13 protein-coding genes are annotated in these 15,182 nt (G+C 64.6%); 3 read left to right on the top strand and 10 right to left on the bottom strand.

The genetic code is table 11. The annotated features are described in order from the left end of the window. Both EJB06_RS32805 and EJB06_RS32800 read right to left on the bottom strand, forming a co-directional pair. Positions 1–1,546 (bottom strand): histidine kinase (locus EJB06_RS32805; RefSeq protein ID WP_126077920.1); only part of this gene is annotated, 1,546 nt, incomplete at its 3' end. Beyond that, positions 1,539–1,697, bottom strand: coding sequence for a hypothetical protein (locus EJB06_RS32800; protein ID WP_229427379.1), 159 nt, complete (start codon positions 1,695–1,697; stop codon positions 1,539–1,541). The genes EJB06_RS32800 and EJB06_RS32805, both read right to left, overlap by 8 nt. A gap of 216 nt (positions 1,698–1,913) precedes the next feature. On the opposite strand from EJB06_RS32800, the gene EJB06_RS31165 reads away from it, so the two are divergent. Beyond that, positions 1,914–2,657 carry a LytR/AlgR family response regulator transcription factor gene (locus EJB06_RS31165; protein WP_126077919.1) on the top strand — a complete coding sequence of 248 codons (744 nt, stop codon included), beginning with the start codon at positions 1,914–1,916 and terminating at the stop codon, positions 2,655–2,657. Between the two features lie 11 nt (positions 2,658–2,668). On the opposite strand, the gene EJB06_RS31160 is transcribed toward EJB06_RS31165, so the two are convergent. From EJB06_RS31160 to EJB06_RS31135, 7 genes are all read right to left on the bottom strand, one after another. Then, complete coding sequence (locus tag EJB06_RS31160; RefSeq protein WP_126077918.1) at positions 2,669–2,923, bottom strand: hypothetical protein; 255 nt, start codon at positions 2,921–2,923, stop codon at positions 2,669–2,671. Between the two features lie 26 nt (positions 2,924–2,949). Then, positions 2,950–3,210, bottom strand: coding sequence for a PAAR domain-containing protein (locus EJB06_RS31155; RefSeq protein WP_126077917.1), 261 nt, complete (start codon positions 3,208–3,210; stop codon positions 2,950–2,952). After that, the gene (locus EJB06_RS31150; RefSeq protein WP_126077916.1) at positions 3,210–4,706 is read right to left on the bottom strand and encodes a type VI lipase adapter Tla3 domain-containing protein; all 1,497 of its coding nucleotides are present in this window, start codon (positions 4,704–4,706) and stop codon (positions 3,210–3,212) included. The genes EJB06_RS31155 and EJB06_RS31150 overlap by 1 nt, the downstream gene beginning before the upstream one ends. A 9-nt stretch (positions 4,707–4,715) precedes the next feature. After that, a complete protein-coding gene (locus EJB06_RS32130; RefSeq protein WP_164558094.1) occupies positions 4,716–4,889 on the bottom strand; it encodes a hypothetical protein in 174 nt (57 codons plus the stop codon). After that, positions 4,889–6,733, bottom strand: a complete 1,845-nt coding sequence (locus tag EJB06_RS31145; RefSeq protein WP_126077915.1) for a T6SS effector phospholipase Tle3 domain-containing protein — start codon at positions 6,731–6,733, stop codon at positions 4,889–4,891. Before EJB06_RS31145 ends, EJB06_RS32130 begins: the two co-directional genes overlap by 1 nt. Further along, positions 6,730–9,279 (bottom strand): type VI secretion system Vgr family protein, encoded by a 2,550-nt coding sequence (locus EJB06_RS31140; RefSeq protein WP_229427378.1) that lies wholly within the window; start codon positions 9,277–9,279, stop codon positions 6,730–6,732. Before EJB06_RS31140 ends, EJB06_RS31145 begins: the two co-directional genes overlap by 4 nt. 278 nt (positions 9,280–9,557) lie before the next feature. Then, positions 9,558–11,207 carry an ATP-binding domain-containing protein gene (locus EJB06_RS31135; protein WP_126077913.1) on the bottom strand — a complete coding sequence of 550 codons (1,650 nt, stop codon included), beginning with the start codon at positions 11,205–11,207 and terminating at the stop codon, positions 9,558–9,560. A gap of 185 nt (positions 11,208–11,392) precedes the next feature. Between EJB06_RS31135 and EJB06_RS31130 the strand changes: the two genes are divergently transcribed. Next, the gene (locus EJB06_RS31130; protein WP_164558093.1) at positions 11,393–11,947 is read left to right on the top strand and encodes a PEP-CTERM sorting domain-containing protein; all 555 of its coding nucleotides are present in this window, start codon (positions 11,393–11,395) and stop codon (positions 11,945–11,947) included. Positions 11,948–12,142: 195 nt separating this feature from the next. Further along, complete coding sequence (locus EJB06_RS31125) at positions 12,143–13,879, top strand: lipocalin-like domain-containing protein (protein ID WP_164558092.1); 1,737 nt, start codon at positions 12,143–12,145, stop codon at positions 13,877–13,879. A gap of 245 nt (positions 13,880–14,124) precedes the next feature. On the opposite strand, the gene EJB06_RS31120 is transcribed toward EJB06_RS31125, so the two are convergent. Then, positions 14,125–14,937, bottom strand: a complete 813-nt coding sequence (locus EJB06_RS31120; protein ID WP_126077910.1) for a glycoside hydrolase family 18 protein — start codon at positions 14,935–14,937, stop codon at positions 14,125–14,127. Positions 14,938–15,182 lie beyond the last annotated feature (245 nt).

Here is a 15,182-nt window from a genome sequence, read left to right as displayed (position 1 = left end):
GTGATGGGCGGGCATGAGGCATTCTAGCCAGCGAAAACGCACCAGCTTTGCGCTGCCTCAGTCGTGCGCGGGTCGATCTGCCTGCGGCCGGAACGGCAGGCGCATCGTCGCCCGGGTGCCTTGCGCCAGCGCGGCGATGTCGAGCGCGGCACGGGCGCCGAAACCGGTATCGAGGCGCGCGCGGATATTCATCAGCGCCACGCCATTGCCGGCGCCGCGGCGCGCCTGCCCGATGCCGACGCCATCGTCCTCGACCACGATTCTCCAGCTGCCCATCGCGCAACACCGCCCCGATGCGCACGTGGCCGCCGTCGAGCTTGGGGCCGACGCCGTGGTGCACGGCATTTTCGACCAGCGGCTGCAGCAGCAGGGGCGGCATCGGCGCCTGGCGCACCGCCTCGCTGGCATCAATGGAAAATGTCAGGCGGCTTCCCATGCGGATCTGCATCAGCTGCAGGTAATTGTGGGCGGTGTCGAGTTCCGCGCCGAGGCTGCTGTCGCCGGCGCGCATCTGGCCGAGGCTGGCGCGCAGGTAGTCGGTGAAGGTTTCCAGCATCCGTTGCGCGCGCGGCGCGTCGGTGGCGATCAGGCTCTGGACGTTGGCCAGGGTATTGAACAGGAAGTGCGGCTCGATCTGCGCCTGCAGCATGCGCAGCTGCGACTCGGCGGCCTGCTGCGCCAGCGCCTTTTCCTTTGCGCGGAACTGCCACCAGACCCAGTTGGCCGCCAGGACCAGCACGCCGAAAATGCCGAACTTGAGCTGGACCATCGGCGCGCCCGACAGTTTTTGCCAGAAGTCGACCGAGTGGACTTGCCCCAGTACGGCATAGCCGGCGCGCACGCCGAGCGCGGCGCCCGCGAACAGGATCGCGCTCATCAGCGCAGCCGGGCGCCAGCCCTGCATGGCGGACAGCGCGTCGATCCACGCTTGCGGCAGCAGCCATTCGCAGGCGCGCATGAGCAGCAGCATGCTGGCGGCGGCGCAGCTGCCGAACAGGAGGTTGTTGGCGAGCGAAGTGGTCCACCAGGACAGTTCGGCCTTCCCCATCAGGAGCACCGACACCAGCATCAGCGCGAGCGTCACCGCCAGGGCCAGCCAGACGGCGGCCAGCAGGCGCGCCGCCCAGGTCTCGTCGCGGCGCTTTTTCAGGATCGGGAAACTGCGCAAGGGGTGCATGACTGTGTGGCGTGTATCCATGGGGGCGAGTGTAGCAGCGTTGCCGCTCAGGGCTTGGGGCGCGGGATCTCGGCCAGCGCGGCGCGGCGCGTGCGTTCGGCTTGTTGCGCCTCGGCCAGCTCCAGCTCGAATGCGCCCGGCGCCGCGCTGGCTGGCGTGGTAGCCGCGCCAGTGCCAGCTGCCGCCGCGCAGCACGCGGTACTTGCAGGCGGCATCGACCCAGGCGCTGCCGTCGGCCGGTGCGCCGGTGTCGTTGTCGTGCTCGCAGTCCTGGACGAATTCGGCGATATTGCCGAGCGTATCGTGCAGGCCGAAGGCGTTCGCTTCGTACTTGCCGATCCGGAAAGCCTTGAGCGCGACGCTATGCACCGGCTGCGTATTGGCGGCGCGCGCTGCCCATCCTGAATTCGCCAGCCTTGATGGTGACCATCTGCGGTTCGATCGGCGCCAGCGCGGGCGCCGCCACGGCGGCGTTGGCGAACAGGAGGAGGGAAGCGGCCAGGGTAGTGTGCTTGAACATGCAATGCCTGCGGTGGTTGGGATGCGGGCAGGATGGCCGGCGCCGCCTGCCGGCGCACGCGCCGCGCGACGGATCGACAGGCGCGGCGACGGATCGACAGGCGCGCCGACGAACGGTTGCCGCCGCTCGCAGCCCCTGTCGATTCGCCGCGCCGCGCTGGCGATCGCGCAAGCGGCGGCACTACAATGGCGTCATGACATCGACAAAGACGCCCCCATGCGCGCCCTGATCGCCGACGACGAGCCGCACCTGGCGCGCTTCCCGCAGCAGCAACTGGCCACGCTGTGGCCGGAACTGGAGATCGTGCAGCTGGCCGGGAACGGCGTCGAGGCGGCGCGCGCGATCGCCGCCCTGCAGCCGGACCTGGCCTTCCTCGACATCCAGATGCCGGGGCTGAGCGCACTGGAAGTGGCGCAGGGCATCGAAGGGCCGACCAGGGTGGTTTTCGTGACCGCCTACGACAGCCACGCGGTCGAGGCCTTCGAGCATGCGGCGCTCGACTACCTCCTCAAGCCGGTCGGGAGCGAACGCCTGGCGCGCACCCTGGAGCGCATCAAGGCGGCCTGCGCGCCGCCGCCGGACGATGCGCGCCTGGCGCTGGCGCTGACGCGTTTATTGGCGGCGCAGGCACAGCCGCGCCTGCGCTATATCCGGGCCGGGCAGGGCGAATTGACGTTCCAGGTGGCGGTGGAGAACGTGCTGTTCTTCCACGCCGACGACAAATACACGGTGGTGACGACCGCGGCGGGCGAACACCTGATCCGCACCCCGCTCACCGACCTGGCGGCGCAGCGCGATCCGGAACAGTTCTGGCAGGTGCACCGCTCCACCTTGATCAACCTGGCGTTTTTGGACGGCACCCGGCGCGACGAGGGCGGGCGCCTGTTCGTGCGCATGCGCGGGCAGCGGCGCGAGTTGCCGGTCAGCCGCGCCTTCGTGCACCTGTTCAGGGCGATGTAGGCCGGCGCCTGTCAGCTGAACCAGGCGAACAGGCCGGCGGCGGCGCAGCCGGCCACGGTGGCGCCGACCACGACTTTCAGCACGCCGCCGGCCGGTTCGGGCCCGGTTTTCACGGGTGCGGCCGCCGGCGCTTCGGGCGCGGCGGCGGCCACTACCACCGCCGGCAAGGGCTCGGGACGCAGCGCGACCAGGTGTTCGGTGCCGGCCGGGGGGGCCAGGACGCTCAGGTCGTCCTGCGGATATGCTTCAATGCTGCTGGTGGACATGGGGCAGTTCCAGGGGTAGGTGGGGATTACGCATCGACGGTGGCGTTCACGGTGCAGATGACCATGGCGGTGCAGGCGCTCTTGTGGCCGTGCAGGGTCAGCGGAATCGATTCGTCCAGGGTCGCGCCATCGCCCTCGATGATGGGATTGATGCCGTGCAGCGGGCAGCTGACCAGGTCGCCCACGCGGGCAACCCGGCGGCCGTCGATGGTGAAGCTGCCGCTGGCCTTGATGACCTTGCCGCCGTGGGTGGTCATATCGCCTTCGCAGCAAATCGGGCGGTCCATCAGAAGCTATCCTTGACGCCGGCGGTGGACGGGAAATACGGACGCTTGATGGCAGCATCTTTTTTCATCTGCTCGGCCGTGGGCGGCACCACCAGCAGCAGGGTGGCGCCCTCGTTGCGGCGCAGGTTGGCGACCAGGGTCGCGCCGCCGCTCTGGCGTCCTGCCATCGAGGCCAGCGAGACGCCCACGAAGGCGCTGGCGGCGCCGGTGTCGCCCAGGATGCGCGCCAGGTCGAAGCCGCGCTTGGGGTCGAGCAGGTCGAATTCGTCATCGACCGCATGCAGGCTTTGCACCAGCGGCACCAGGCGCGCGCCGCTGTTGCGGTCGTCCCAGACGCTGCCGTAATCGTAGAAGATGCGCACCGGCAGCTTGCCGTCCAGCGGGGCCAGCGCGGCGCGCAGGGCCGCTTCCATGCGCGCCACTTTCTCGGCCGCCTTGACCGGCTTGCCGGCGCCGTCGAGATAGGACACCACCTGCGGACGGTACACCGTGCCGAGATGCTCCAGGTGGTCGAACTGGTCGACCTGGAAGGGGGTCCACGGCTTGGCCATGTACGGACTCGGCACGAACGGCGCGGGCGGGGTTTTCTTCCAGCCGGCAAACTCCGACCAGTTGCGCGAGAACTGTCCACCGCGGTTCTTGACCACCATGGTGTCGGTCGCGAACGGCGCGAACGGGCGCAGGCGCTCGACCCGCGCGCGCCGCGCCAGCACCAGCATGGCAAAGCTGTCGCTGATGGTGCGCGCCTGCTTGGGGCGGTACACCTGCTCGGCCGCCAGCTTTTCGTAGCGCGGCGGATCGCTGCGGATGAAGCTCAGGGCGCGGTGCATGGCGCTGTCCTTGGCGTGCACGCCGATGGCCGGCACGTCCGCGTTCTGCTCGAAGGTGGCGAACAGGGTCTGCCACAGCGGATCGGGCTCGTCGTTCAGATAGGACTTGACCACCTGCCCGCTCTGGGTCAGCAACTCGCGGAAGGAACCCTGATCGGTGTAGTGGCCGCTCACCTTGGTCACCACCACGCTGCCCGCATTCGTCTTGTGGCGCAACTCGCGTGCCGGACCGTCGGCCGGTTCGCCGAACGAGGGCGCGACGACCGAAATCGGCAGCGGGTAGCGGTCCATGAATTCGCGCACGGCGGCGTCGATCGTGTCCTGATTGCGCTTGGCCGCCATCATTTGCCATTCCTGCAAATTGTTCGGATATTGCTTGGCGTCTTGCGAAACGATGTAGCTGCCGTTGCTGTCCAGCACCGCCTGCCACAGGTTGGATTTGGGATAGTCGGGATGGTTGCGCCAGGTTTCGACGGCCACGCCGACGCCGACCAGGTCCAGCGAGTCGATGGGCGGGTAGGAAGTGTTGCCGGTTTGCGTCTGCGACATGAGAGGGTCCATCTTGTTAATGGGAGTAGGCGGCGCGCCCAGGGCCTGGACGGCGTACAGCATGCCCGCCAGCGGCCAGGCAAGCGCGGCATGCGGCCAAGGCGGGCGCAGGGCCATCGGCCGGTCCTATTGCGGGGCTTTCGGTTCGCATAAAGGCACGGCCGTGTCTTTTGGGTCGTGGGTGCAATAGTTGCGCTTGGGCGTGAAGGCGGTGAAACAGCCCGCCGTCGACAGCAGGACCCCCATGATGGCCGCGCCGCACACGGCGCGGCGCGCGGCGCCAGGTGGTAGCAGCTTCATTAGTATCCTCCGTGGGAAAGCTGGTGCTCATGATACAGCCGCTGCCGTTCCTGGGCGCGCGCCCCGGTCGTTTCCGAGACGACGAAGGGACTCAGGCTGGCGACATTGCATTTCAAGGTGAAATCCGGCAGCTTGCCGGGATGGTCGCCCCCGATCGCATGATAGTGGAAGTTGCCGTTGATGACCTCGCGGTCGCCGGCCGCGATTTCACCGTTGAGCATGGCCACGATCTCGGGCGCCGGCGGCGGGAACGAGGCTTCGTTCGCTCCTTTTTCATCGGCCGCGCCATGCCAGTTGGTGCGCCAGTCGGCCACCGCGCGCAGGAAGGTGATCCATGTCACGTTATTGGTCTTGAGAATCTCGCTGATGCCGATGCAGACATCGTAGGCGGTCGCTTTCTCGGTATGCATGCTGTTGCTGACGATGCTCGAGTGGTAGGAGTTGTCGCCGTCGCGGTTCATCCAGCGCGCCTTGGCCTGTTCCGGGGTATCGCCCGGCAACATGCCTTCCTGGCCCTTCTTGGTGTAGGGACTGGTGGCGCCGATGGCGGCGTCGATCGGACCGTTGTCCAGCTTGGCCGGCCCCATTTCCGGCCGGAACGGCACGTTCAGCTGCTCGCCGTTGATGAAGCGCTTGCGGCCGAAGGTGTGGCCGACATTCCACTTGAAGTGAATCTTGAATTCATAGGGGGCCACGCCGATCTGCCGGGCATCCTTGTTTTTGCCGTCCGGCGCAGTAAACATGCGCTGGAAAAAGCGGCTGCCGAGCTTGACGCGCATGTCTTCGTACACGCCCCACCAGCCGATGCCCTGGATGTTCGGCAGGCCGACGGTGGCGTCGTCCGGGCTGAAGTAGAGAAATACCTTGCCGCGGTTGTCGCGCTCGAAACGGGCGGCCGGCTCCCAGGTGCGTCCGACCACGCCCTCGCCCTCGGTCTTGAGGGTGGCGAAGGCGGGCACCGTGGCCGGCGCGGTGGTCATGAAGTCGGCCACGATCTTGCGCAGGGTTTCTTCGCGCGCGGCGCCGGTCTGCTGGTCGCTGCCGGTCTGGAAGGTTTCGATGAACGGTTCTTCGAGGCTGTAGGGCGGATTGTTGAGCACCACCGTATCGGCCTTGATGCCGGCGCCTTCCTTGCCCAGCATGGCGTGCGCCAGCAGGGTGACGAAGCAGCCCTGGCTGTGCGCGATGATGTTGACCGGTTCGTTCGGCGACTTTTTGCGGATGATGCGCAGCAAGGCCGCCAGGCGCTGGGCCGCCAGGATCATATAGGTGCGGTCGGGCGCGTCCAGCAGCGGGTGGGTGCCGTCGTCGGGATCGGCGCGCCGGATCGCCCAGTTGCGCCGGAAACCCGGGCCGAACATGTCCGGGATATTCGTGGTCGCGTTGGCGAACGGTCCGCCATTCTTGCCGAAGCGTTTATCGATGCGGTTGCCGTGGCGGTCGACGTATTCCTTGTGCGGCTGCTTGGTGTCGGCCTGCTCCGCTTCCTCCCGAAAACCCCAGTAAAACGGAATCACCGAGGAGGTTCCCTCGTCCGGCTTGCGCTGGAAATAAACCTTGTCCGGGTCGGCCAGCACGTCCGTGTCGACATAGGTGCCGGACGGCTTGGGTTCCGGCACCACCCATTTTCCGGGCTGGATGTCGGTGCGGCCCAGGCGCGTGTTCAGGCCGGCGCACAGGCCGGTTTCCTGCTTGTAGAAGGCTTCGCCCACGTCGTTCACCCCGTGCACCAGGATGGTGATGCAGGGCATGCTGCGCTTGATCGGAATGCCCGCCGTCGACTTGCTTGTCAGCAGAATCTGTTCTTCATTGCCGGGAACGACCAGGTTGTCCTGCTTGTTCATGCCTTGTCCTTCCACACCTTGATGTCGGCGATGCGCATCACGTCTTTCTCCGCCAGTTTGGTCAAGCCATCCTTGCCGGTCTTGCCTTCGATAAGCTGGCCGTCGTCGAGCTTGATTTTGTAGTTGTGATTGTCCAGTTTGTCGAGCTTGTCGCCGTCACGGTGCAGCATGAACTTGCGCCCGGTATCGCCCACCTCGAAGGTCGGCATGTCCTGCTTCATGCTGCCCGGCCCGGTAAACGAACGCGAGGCCGACTTGAAGATCAGGTTGCCCGGGCAGACGATCTCGATATTGCCGCCCGAGAGCTTGATGTACGCCCCGCCGCTGGTGAGCGTGACGTGCTTTTCGGCCGCCATCAGGATGTGGTCCTTGGTCGAAAGCACGGTGACGCTCTTGTCGGCCGTGATTTCGATGGCGTTGTGCTGGGCTTGCTGGATCAGCTTGCCCTTGTTGGCGATGCTGCGGATGTCGCCGTCCAGCGCGAACTGTTCGATATCCTTGCCGGCCGTGTGCAGGATGTTCTTGCCGGCGTAGTGCTGCTGGTTGTGGCGCGCCACCGTGTCCATGTTCTTGCCGGCGAAGTGGGTCTGGTCCATCGGCGTGGCGCTGGCGATGCCGGCGGCGGCGGTGATGGCGATGACCGGCACGCCGCCCGGCATGCGGCCCTTCTCGCCGGTTTCGTTGCCGCTGCCGTGGCCGAGCGCGCTGACCGCCTCGGTCAGCGACTCCTGCGGCTTGGAGTCGCGCGCGCCGCCCTCGTGCTGTTCGGCGGCGTCGCCCAGGCTGCGGGCCAGGTCGAGCGCCTGTTCCAGGCAGCGCACCAGCTCGTCGCGGCTGAGGGTGCCGCCGACCGCGCGCGTGCGCCCGTCGGTCGACAGCAGCAGACCGCGCGAGGCGCGCAGGGCGCCGGCGCCGTTGGTTTCCAGCGCAAAGCCTTCGCCGCGGCTATCCTTGCGCCCCATATTGTCTTCGATGCGAGTGATATGGCCGAGCGACAACTGGCTGTGCTGGTGGTCGCTTTTGAGCTGGGCCTGGATCTGGCCGCCCGAATCGTCCAGCACCAGATGGTTGCTGCGCCCGCCGGCGGCATTGCCGCCATCGGGCGTCAGTTCGCGGCTGCGGATGCCCATCAGGGCTTTTTGGTCGGCGACCTTCCACGGCGGCATATTGCGTTCGTTGTATACCGCGCCCGAAATGATCGGCCGGTCGGGGTTGCCGTCGAGCCAGACCACCACCACTTCCTGGCCCTTGCGCGGAATCGCGTGCGCGCCCAGTTCGGCGCCGGCCCAGGGGGTCGACACGCGCAGCCAGGCCGAGCTGCGTTCATCGTTGCTGCCGACCCGGTCCCAGTGGAATTGCACGCGCACGCGGCCGTAGGCATCGGTGAACACATCGTCGCCGGCCGGGGTGACCACGGTGGCGGTCTGCGGCGCCAGGATGCGCGTGGCGGTGCTGTTGTAGCCGCGTCCCGGACGCCAGGGAATGCGCTTGCGCAGGCAGGTGAAGCGGTTGCTGTACTCGGCCGGGGTATCGACTTGTTGCAGGTAATTGTTGCTGATCGTATGGTGCACGCCGACGATCAGGAAGTCGTTCTGTTCGGCGCCGCCGGCGCCGTCCGGATCGTCATGGAAATGCTCGGCCAGGCGGAAGCTGCGGCCCGGCATGCTGAAGCGGTTGTTGCCGCGCGCCGAAAAATGCTTGCCGCTCGCTTCGGTTTCTTCCATGCGCAGGCGCGCCTGTTCGGTGCCGGCGGCGCTGTCGGTAAAACCGTAGGCGCCGGTGTACTCGTAGGATTCGATCTTCAGCACCGCGCCCTGCTGGTTCAGGGTGGGCACGTCGACGTTGGCCGGATGCGGATGCTTGAAGTCGAAGCTCGACAGGGCGATGCTGGCCGCGACCAGGTCGCGCACGGGCGACCATTCGCCGATCGCATCTTCCTCGATCACGCCGCCGTGGCGCTGGAAGCGCACTTCCGGCTTGCCGTCGATGGGGGCGGCCTGGGGCGAGTCGTCCGACAGGATCAGCTTGTGGCCGCTGGCCGTGTGCTCGTACCAGTAATGCCAGCCGGCCGCTTCCCAGCGCCGGTGCAGGTAGTTGTGGTCGTCTTCGGCGAACTGGCAGGCCATGGTCATGCGCGGCTCGTCCGAGCGGATCCGGCAATCCCAGTCGGGATGGGTGCCGTAATCGTCGAAGATGCTGGTAGTCTGTTCGCGCAGGGTGGCGTCGTGGAAGACGTAGTTGTCGCGGCGCAGCTTGAGGTAGGCCAGCCAGGGCTTCAGGACCATCGAGTAAAACGCCACGCTGCCGTCGGTGCGCGCCAGCTGGAAGGCGAACACATAGCCGTTGAAGTAGCGCAGGGTGCCGTCGCCGCGCACCAGCTCGATGGTGACCATCTTGCCCTGCAAATCCTTGAGGGCGATGCTGGCGTTGTCGGACAGCACTTCCACGGTGTACTCGAAGTCGCGCGACAATTCTTCGCGCGCCTCCATGCGGTTGGCCAGCAGCACATCGTCCGGGCCGTCCCCGTGCGGGAAAGACAGGCGCATGATGCGATTGTGTTGTCGGCTCAGCGCCATTGCCGCTACCGCCGCAGAAATACTACCCATAAGAATTGCTTCCTCGATCAGGCGTTATATAACCATTAAACATAGTATCTGAACATCAGGGCGACTGTCAGTTGTATTGCTAAAAAATAATTGCTATGTATTTACCTGCAAGCGGGTCTTGCGGGGGAGATAGGGAAATAATGTGCTGCGGCAAAACAACAGATGGGCTTGTTTGATGAAAATATGCAACATGCGGCGGGCATCGGGCGCGCGATGCGTCACATGCGGTCCAGCAATTGCTGCGCGGCGCGGTCGCTGAGTACCAGCACCAGCTTGAGGCGGGCGCGGGTCATGCCGACGAACAATTTGCGCAAGACCAGCTCGTCGATCTGTTCGAAATCGATCTCGGTGAAAATGACGGCCGGCGCCGACTGGCCCTTGAAGCGGTACACCGATTCGGCCAGCAAGCCGCCCTGGCGGTAGATCGGGGTGCCGAACAGGTCGTACTCGCCGGTGAAGGAGTGCAGGGTGTGCGCCTCGCTCAGCTTGTCGAGGCGCAGGATGGCCGACTTGTCGCGCCCGCGGAAGGAGGCGATGGCGATATCGTGGCGCGCGAAGCCGGCGCCCAGGCACAGGGTGACCGCGCGCCGGGTTTGCGCCAGCATGGCCTCGGTATCGCCTTCCGGATACTGCAGCTCCTCGATGTCGGCGCCCTTGAAGGGACTGCCGGCCTGCACCGGCGGATGCACCGCCCCGATCGAGGCCAGCATGTCGACGATCTGGCGCGGACTGCGGAAGTTGGTGTCGGAATGCAAGGTGACCCAGCCCGGCAGCGGCACCGCGGGGCGCCCGTACAGGTTCTGGTTGGGGTCTTCCAGCCAGATCGCGCGGCCCTCGTCCTTGAGCATGCGCAGCAGGATGTCGCGCCAGGCCGGCGAGAAATCCTGGCCCTCGTCGACGATCAGCACGTCGTACTTCCAGCTATGCGGCAGGTCGGCGCCGGCCATGTGCGCTTCGATCCGCTCCCACACGCCGGGCGCGGCGTAATCGGGGATGTGGCCCTGGGCGCGCAGGAAGGCGTCGCTGAGCATGTGGAAGCTCGCCACCCGCCCGCCCGCAGGCACCAGGTGCCCGATGTGGTCCGCCAGCGGCCGGTTGTAGCAGACGTACAGGGGCGACAGGCCGGCCTCGATGGCGGCCGCGTACTCGGCCAGCGCCAGCTGGGTCTTGCCGCTGCCGGCGGTGCCGGACACGCGCAGGCGGAACGGCGTGAATTCCAGCTTGCGCGCCCAGGTCGCCAGCCCGCCCGACAGGCGCGTGACCATGGCCGCCGCGTTGCCGATCATGGCGCTCGGATCGGGCCGCAGGCTGAGCATGTTGCCGAGAAAGCGCGTGACTTTCTCGAACTGCTCGTTGGGGTTGGGATCGCCGGGATGGGTGCCGGCCAACGGCAGGATGGCGCGGATCGCCTGGGCCAGGCGGTCCTTGCCGGTGGCGTCGATGATGTGGCGCGGATCGATGCCGGCCAGCTGCGCATTGCGCACGATGTAGTCGGGGCAGTACAGCAGGTAATCGATGGACAGCTCGCCGCCGAAGCGCTCGGTGAGGCCCTTGATCGAGCGCAGGATGTGGTTGGCGACCTTGCGCGGCTTGCCTTCGTAATGCTTGACCAGGCCGTCGGGCGTTTCGTTCAGCAGGCCCGACTTCTGCTCGATCAGCAGCAGGCGGCCATTCGGCGCGACCAGGATGAAATCGATCTCGCCGAAGGCGGAAAAGCCGTTTTCGACATTGGTCCAGTGCACGCCGTGGTAGATGCGGTAAGGGGCGTCGGCCAGGGTGCGTTCCAGATAGGTCAGCGTCTCGATCTCGCGCACGGCGCTGCCGGTGACCGCCATGGCTTGCCAGCCGGTAGGAAGAATGTGGGCCATAGGATGCGGGTGGGTGGATTGTGGTGATGAATATAACATTGCAGCTCTGGCGACAGGGCGCACGCTTGTGTGCCCGCATCCCGGCCAAGCGCCGCGAGGCGCGACTATTTGTCGCAAATGCGGCGTTTGTACGACAGTTTGCTGATGCTAATTTGCTAAGCTGTCGGTTCCTCCAGGAGACCACTATGCTCAAATCCGCATCCCTTATCGCCGCTGCGGCGAGCGCTGCCTTGCTGGCGGGCAGCGCCCGCGCGGAAGCTACTTTCCGCCAGTTCAGCTACACAGGTTTTTTCCACGAGGAAGCGGGGCAGTTCCTGCCCAACGCGCGCGTGCAAGGCCATTTCGTCAGCGAGGACCTGAACGGCGACGGGAGGCTGGAACACAGTGAGGTGAGCTCGTTCGTGCTCGGCGGCCAGGAGTATGTCGGCGGCTGCGGCCCGGAAGTGTTCCTGTGCGGGCTGTTCGAATTTTCCTATACCCCGGGCGGGGCCCTCATGTTCGAGACCTCCTGGACCACCGATCCGTGGAACGAGGCCGGCATCGCGGGAGGCGAGGCGATCAGCGGGTTCGAGGTCAAGGAATATTCTTACTGGATGGGCAACCCGGCGTCGTATACCTTGCGCTGGACCGAGGACACCCTGTTCGAGATTTCCCCGGTGCCGGAGCCGGCCACCTACGCCATGCTGGCGCTGGGGCTGGGTGTGCTGGCCTGGCGCGGCCGGCGTCTGCGCCGGTCGTAGCCAAACTTGGTGCGGAAGCGACCCGGGTGCGTGGGGGCGCGACGCCAGCAAGGAGGAGAGCGAGATTCCCGTTGTGTAAATACTGTCAATATGAAACTATGGATCAAAACACAATGACACGTGTTTGAACCCCATGCCCGAATGTCGGCCGTTCGGAGTTTTTCTGTTGACAGGTCCCACCTTACGCGAAAGACGATGATGAATCCCCTCACCCTGCAGAGTATTGCCCAAGCCCTTTGGATGAAAGAATATGATGCCGCGAAAATTCCTCCCGACATCCTTCGCCGCATCGACAGCGAAAAAAACAGCGAAGCCGCCTATGCCAGGCGGTTTCTCCAGCGGCTCCAGCAGCTTGAGGGAAGCGATGTATCGTTTGTGCCGGACTGGACGGAGCGCTATGACTATCTGAGCAAGCACTGGGAGAGCGCGAAAGGGATGAGCCCGCGCGAGTTTTATGCGAGCTGCCTGTTCCTCGGGCCAACATCGAATTCCCTCTATGACGCCATTCCGTTGGATCCCCGCTTCGATTTCCCCGCTATCGACCTGCCGCAATTGAAATACCAGCTGGGATGGCATTTTTTCGTCGGCAATTTTACCGATGAATCCGGCAAACACTTTAGCGTCGAACTGATGTTCTGGCAGTATTCGCTGCTGCCGCCGCCGATGGCCGCGGAGCTTGGCTTGAGCGATATCGAGAACCAGTCGCTGGAGATGCACCTTGCGATCTGCGACCCGCAAACCGGCCAGCAATACCGCGCCAACACCGTCGTTGTTGCCGGTACAACGGGACTGATCGACTTGGAATCGGCGCCGTTCACGTATCGGCTCGGGCGCAACCTTATCGAGGGACTCAGCGCCAACGGCGATCTGTTCCCCGTCCACCTGCAAGCCCGAGGCTGGGATATGGGCAAGGCACCAGAGGTCGAGTTCGACATCGATCTCACGCTCGATAATCCGAAGGGCCATTTTTTCCAGGGCGACGGCGGCTGCTCGCCCAGCATCGACGGATTGGGCACACTTTATTATTCTGCGCCGCTGCTCAAATTGCGGGACGGAGTCGAGAGCGCAATCACGATTGCCGGCAAGCGCATCGTGCTCAAGGCCGGCAGCATGTGGTACGACCATCAGTGGACCGGCGGATTCATGCCGGACGGCGCCGGGCAGCATGCGGTCTTGCGCGCCCTGAAAAATATTCCGGTTGCCGATTCAGAAAAGCCAAAGCAACCGACTGGTGGTTGGGACTGGTTCGAGCTGCAGTTCAACGCCGACCCGGAACACGGCGTGCCGTGCGAGGTGCAGATGACGTTCTCAGCGCTGCACCAGGAGTCGAACGCCGCGTTCTACTGGCAGACCGGGACGACGCCGCCGGGACCGATGTCCGCACAGGTGAGCGGCAAATATATCGATGATATCGACCACCCCATCGATATCGTCGGCACGATGACCGTGACAGACTGGGTGAAGAACACCACGTCGCCCAATCCCGACATCTATCCGCCGACCAACACATGGTATCCCGCCGGCTATCGGTTCGTGCTCGAACAGCCTGTGGCTCCGGCACTATCGCTTCCGCTTCCGCAACGCCTGACCGTGTTTACGATGAAGCCCTTGATCGCGTCGGGTCAGACAGGATTTTTTGGAACTGGACTGCAATACACCGAAGGCGGGGCAGTCATCCATGATCCGGCCGGCGTGGAAATGGGCCGCGGGTTCGCCGAGGGCACCAACTGGGCCCACTCGGCTGCCACGGTACTTCGGTTGGCAGGACTGCCTGTCAACGAGGAAACTGGGCAACTGCTCATTCCGGTGCCTCCGTCTCGCGCGTTGATCGAGCAAAGCCAGACTTATTTAAGCGAGAAAGAGAACGCTGACGAACTTTATCAAATTCTTAAAGACGCCAAACCTCCCCAATTGCCAAATTCCGAGAAATAGCAAGCCGGAGGTTTTGGCTTGCACAGGCGCCGTGTCAATCGGGCGGCGCCTGCTTTTTTGATCGGGTAGTCCACCTGCTTGCCTGTGCGCGGTTCGACGTCAACGCATGTGGCTGGCACCCCGCTGCGCCCGGTTCGGGCGCGCATCGACCAGATCGGGTTGCTCACGGGGGAGGGGTTTCTGCTTGCCGGCAGCGACCTCACCGGATGGCACTGACGCCGGCTGCTCGCCCCCCCGACCTTGCGCTAGCCGACGAAACCGTGGACGGCTGTGTACAGCGCCTGCGCACCCGCAAAGGTGGGTTCGATATCTTCATTCTGGCCGTCCGAGCCGTGATCGTTGTCCAGCCTCCAGCTAAACATGCCGCGTAGCTGGTTTTGCAGAGCAAAATTGGTCCAGGCCGCGATATTGTCGAACGAGGTTTGCACATCGCTGTTTTCGGTGCAGATCCCGCCCATCAGAATGGCGCCGCTGATCCCTGCCTCCAGCCAGACTCTGGCGTCTGCGGGTGTGCCGCTGGACGAGTAGTCCTGCAGTTCGACCACGTCGACATGCTGATTGAAGGCCGCTACCGCGTTCTCGCCATACAGACTGGCAGGACCTTCCTCCGGCCAGGGCGCCGATACGGCGATGCCGAGGCCTGCCGCCTTGAAACTGGGGCCGAGCTGGCTGACCAGTTGCGCGACGCTGGCCATGGCGTCGCCCCGGTCTTCGGCGTCGATGTTGATGCCATTCATGCCCTGCTGCTGGAGGTAGGCGACGATATTCGCGGTCGACCGGTTGTTATGTTGTTGATTGTCCAGCACGGTTTCGGCAAGCCCGTCGCTGCCAATTCCCCCGTAGACCAGCACGCCAGGGGCCTGGGCCCGAATCTGCGCCAGCACCTGGCTGAAAAATTGCGCGTTCATGTCCAGCGAATAGCCGTTCGGCCCCGCCAGCAGTGTGCCGAACGCCAGGTTGTAACGCGTTGCCAAACCAAGGGGAACCTTGCCTTGCGCCAGATTTTGCAAGCCAGTGGCGTTCCATGTGTCGTACCAAGTTGCTAGCTCGAAACTCATATCGTGACTCCTATCGTTGTTGGGGAAGGAAGGTCCTTGAATTGACGGTTGCCCTGGATGGAACAAGGAACAACGTCGATCGACGATATACGTTTATTTTGATGCAAAACTATCGAATTGTTGCAATCGAGTTCGGGGGCGGATAGCTCGACACGCTGAGTGAATATCTTTCCAAATAGCAAATTGATTGCGACACCTTTACTGGTCGACGTGCTGTGGTCAAGTAATTTCGGACACCACGATAG

This window comes from Massilia atriviolacea, assembly GCF_003953935.1.
GTDB lineage: Bacteria > Pseudomonadota > Gammaproteobacteria > Burkholderiales > Burkholderiaceae_D > Telluria_A > Telluria_A atriviolacea.
This window is presented reverse-complemented; position numbering and strand designations above follow the sequence as displayed.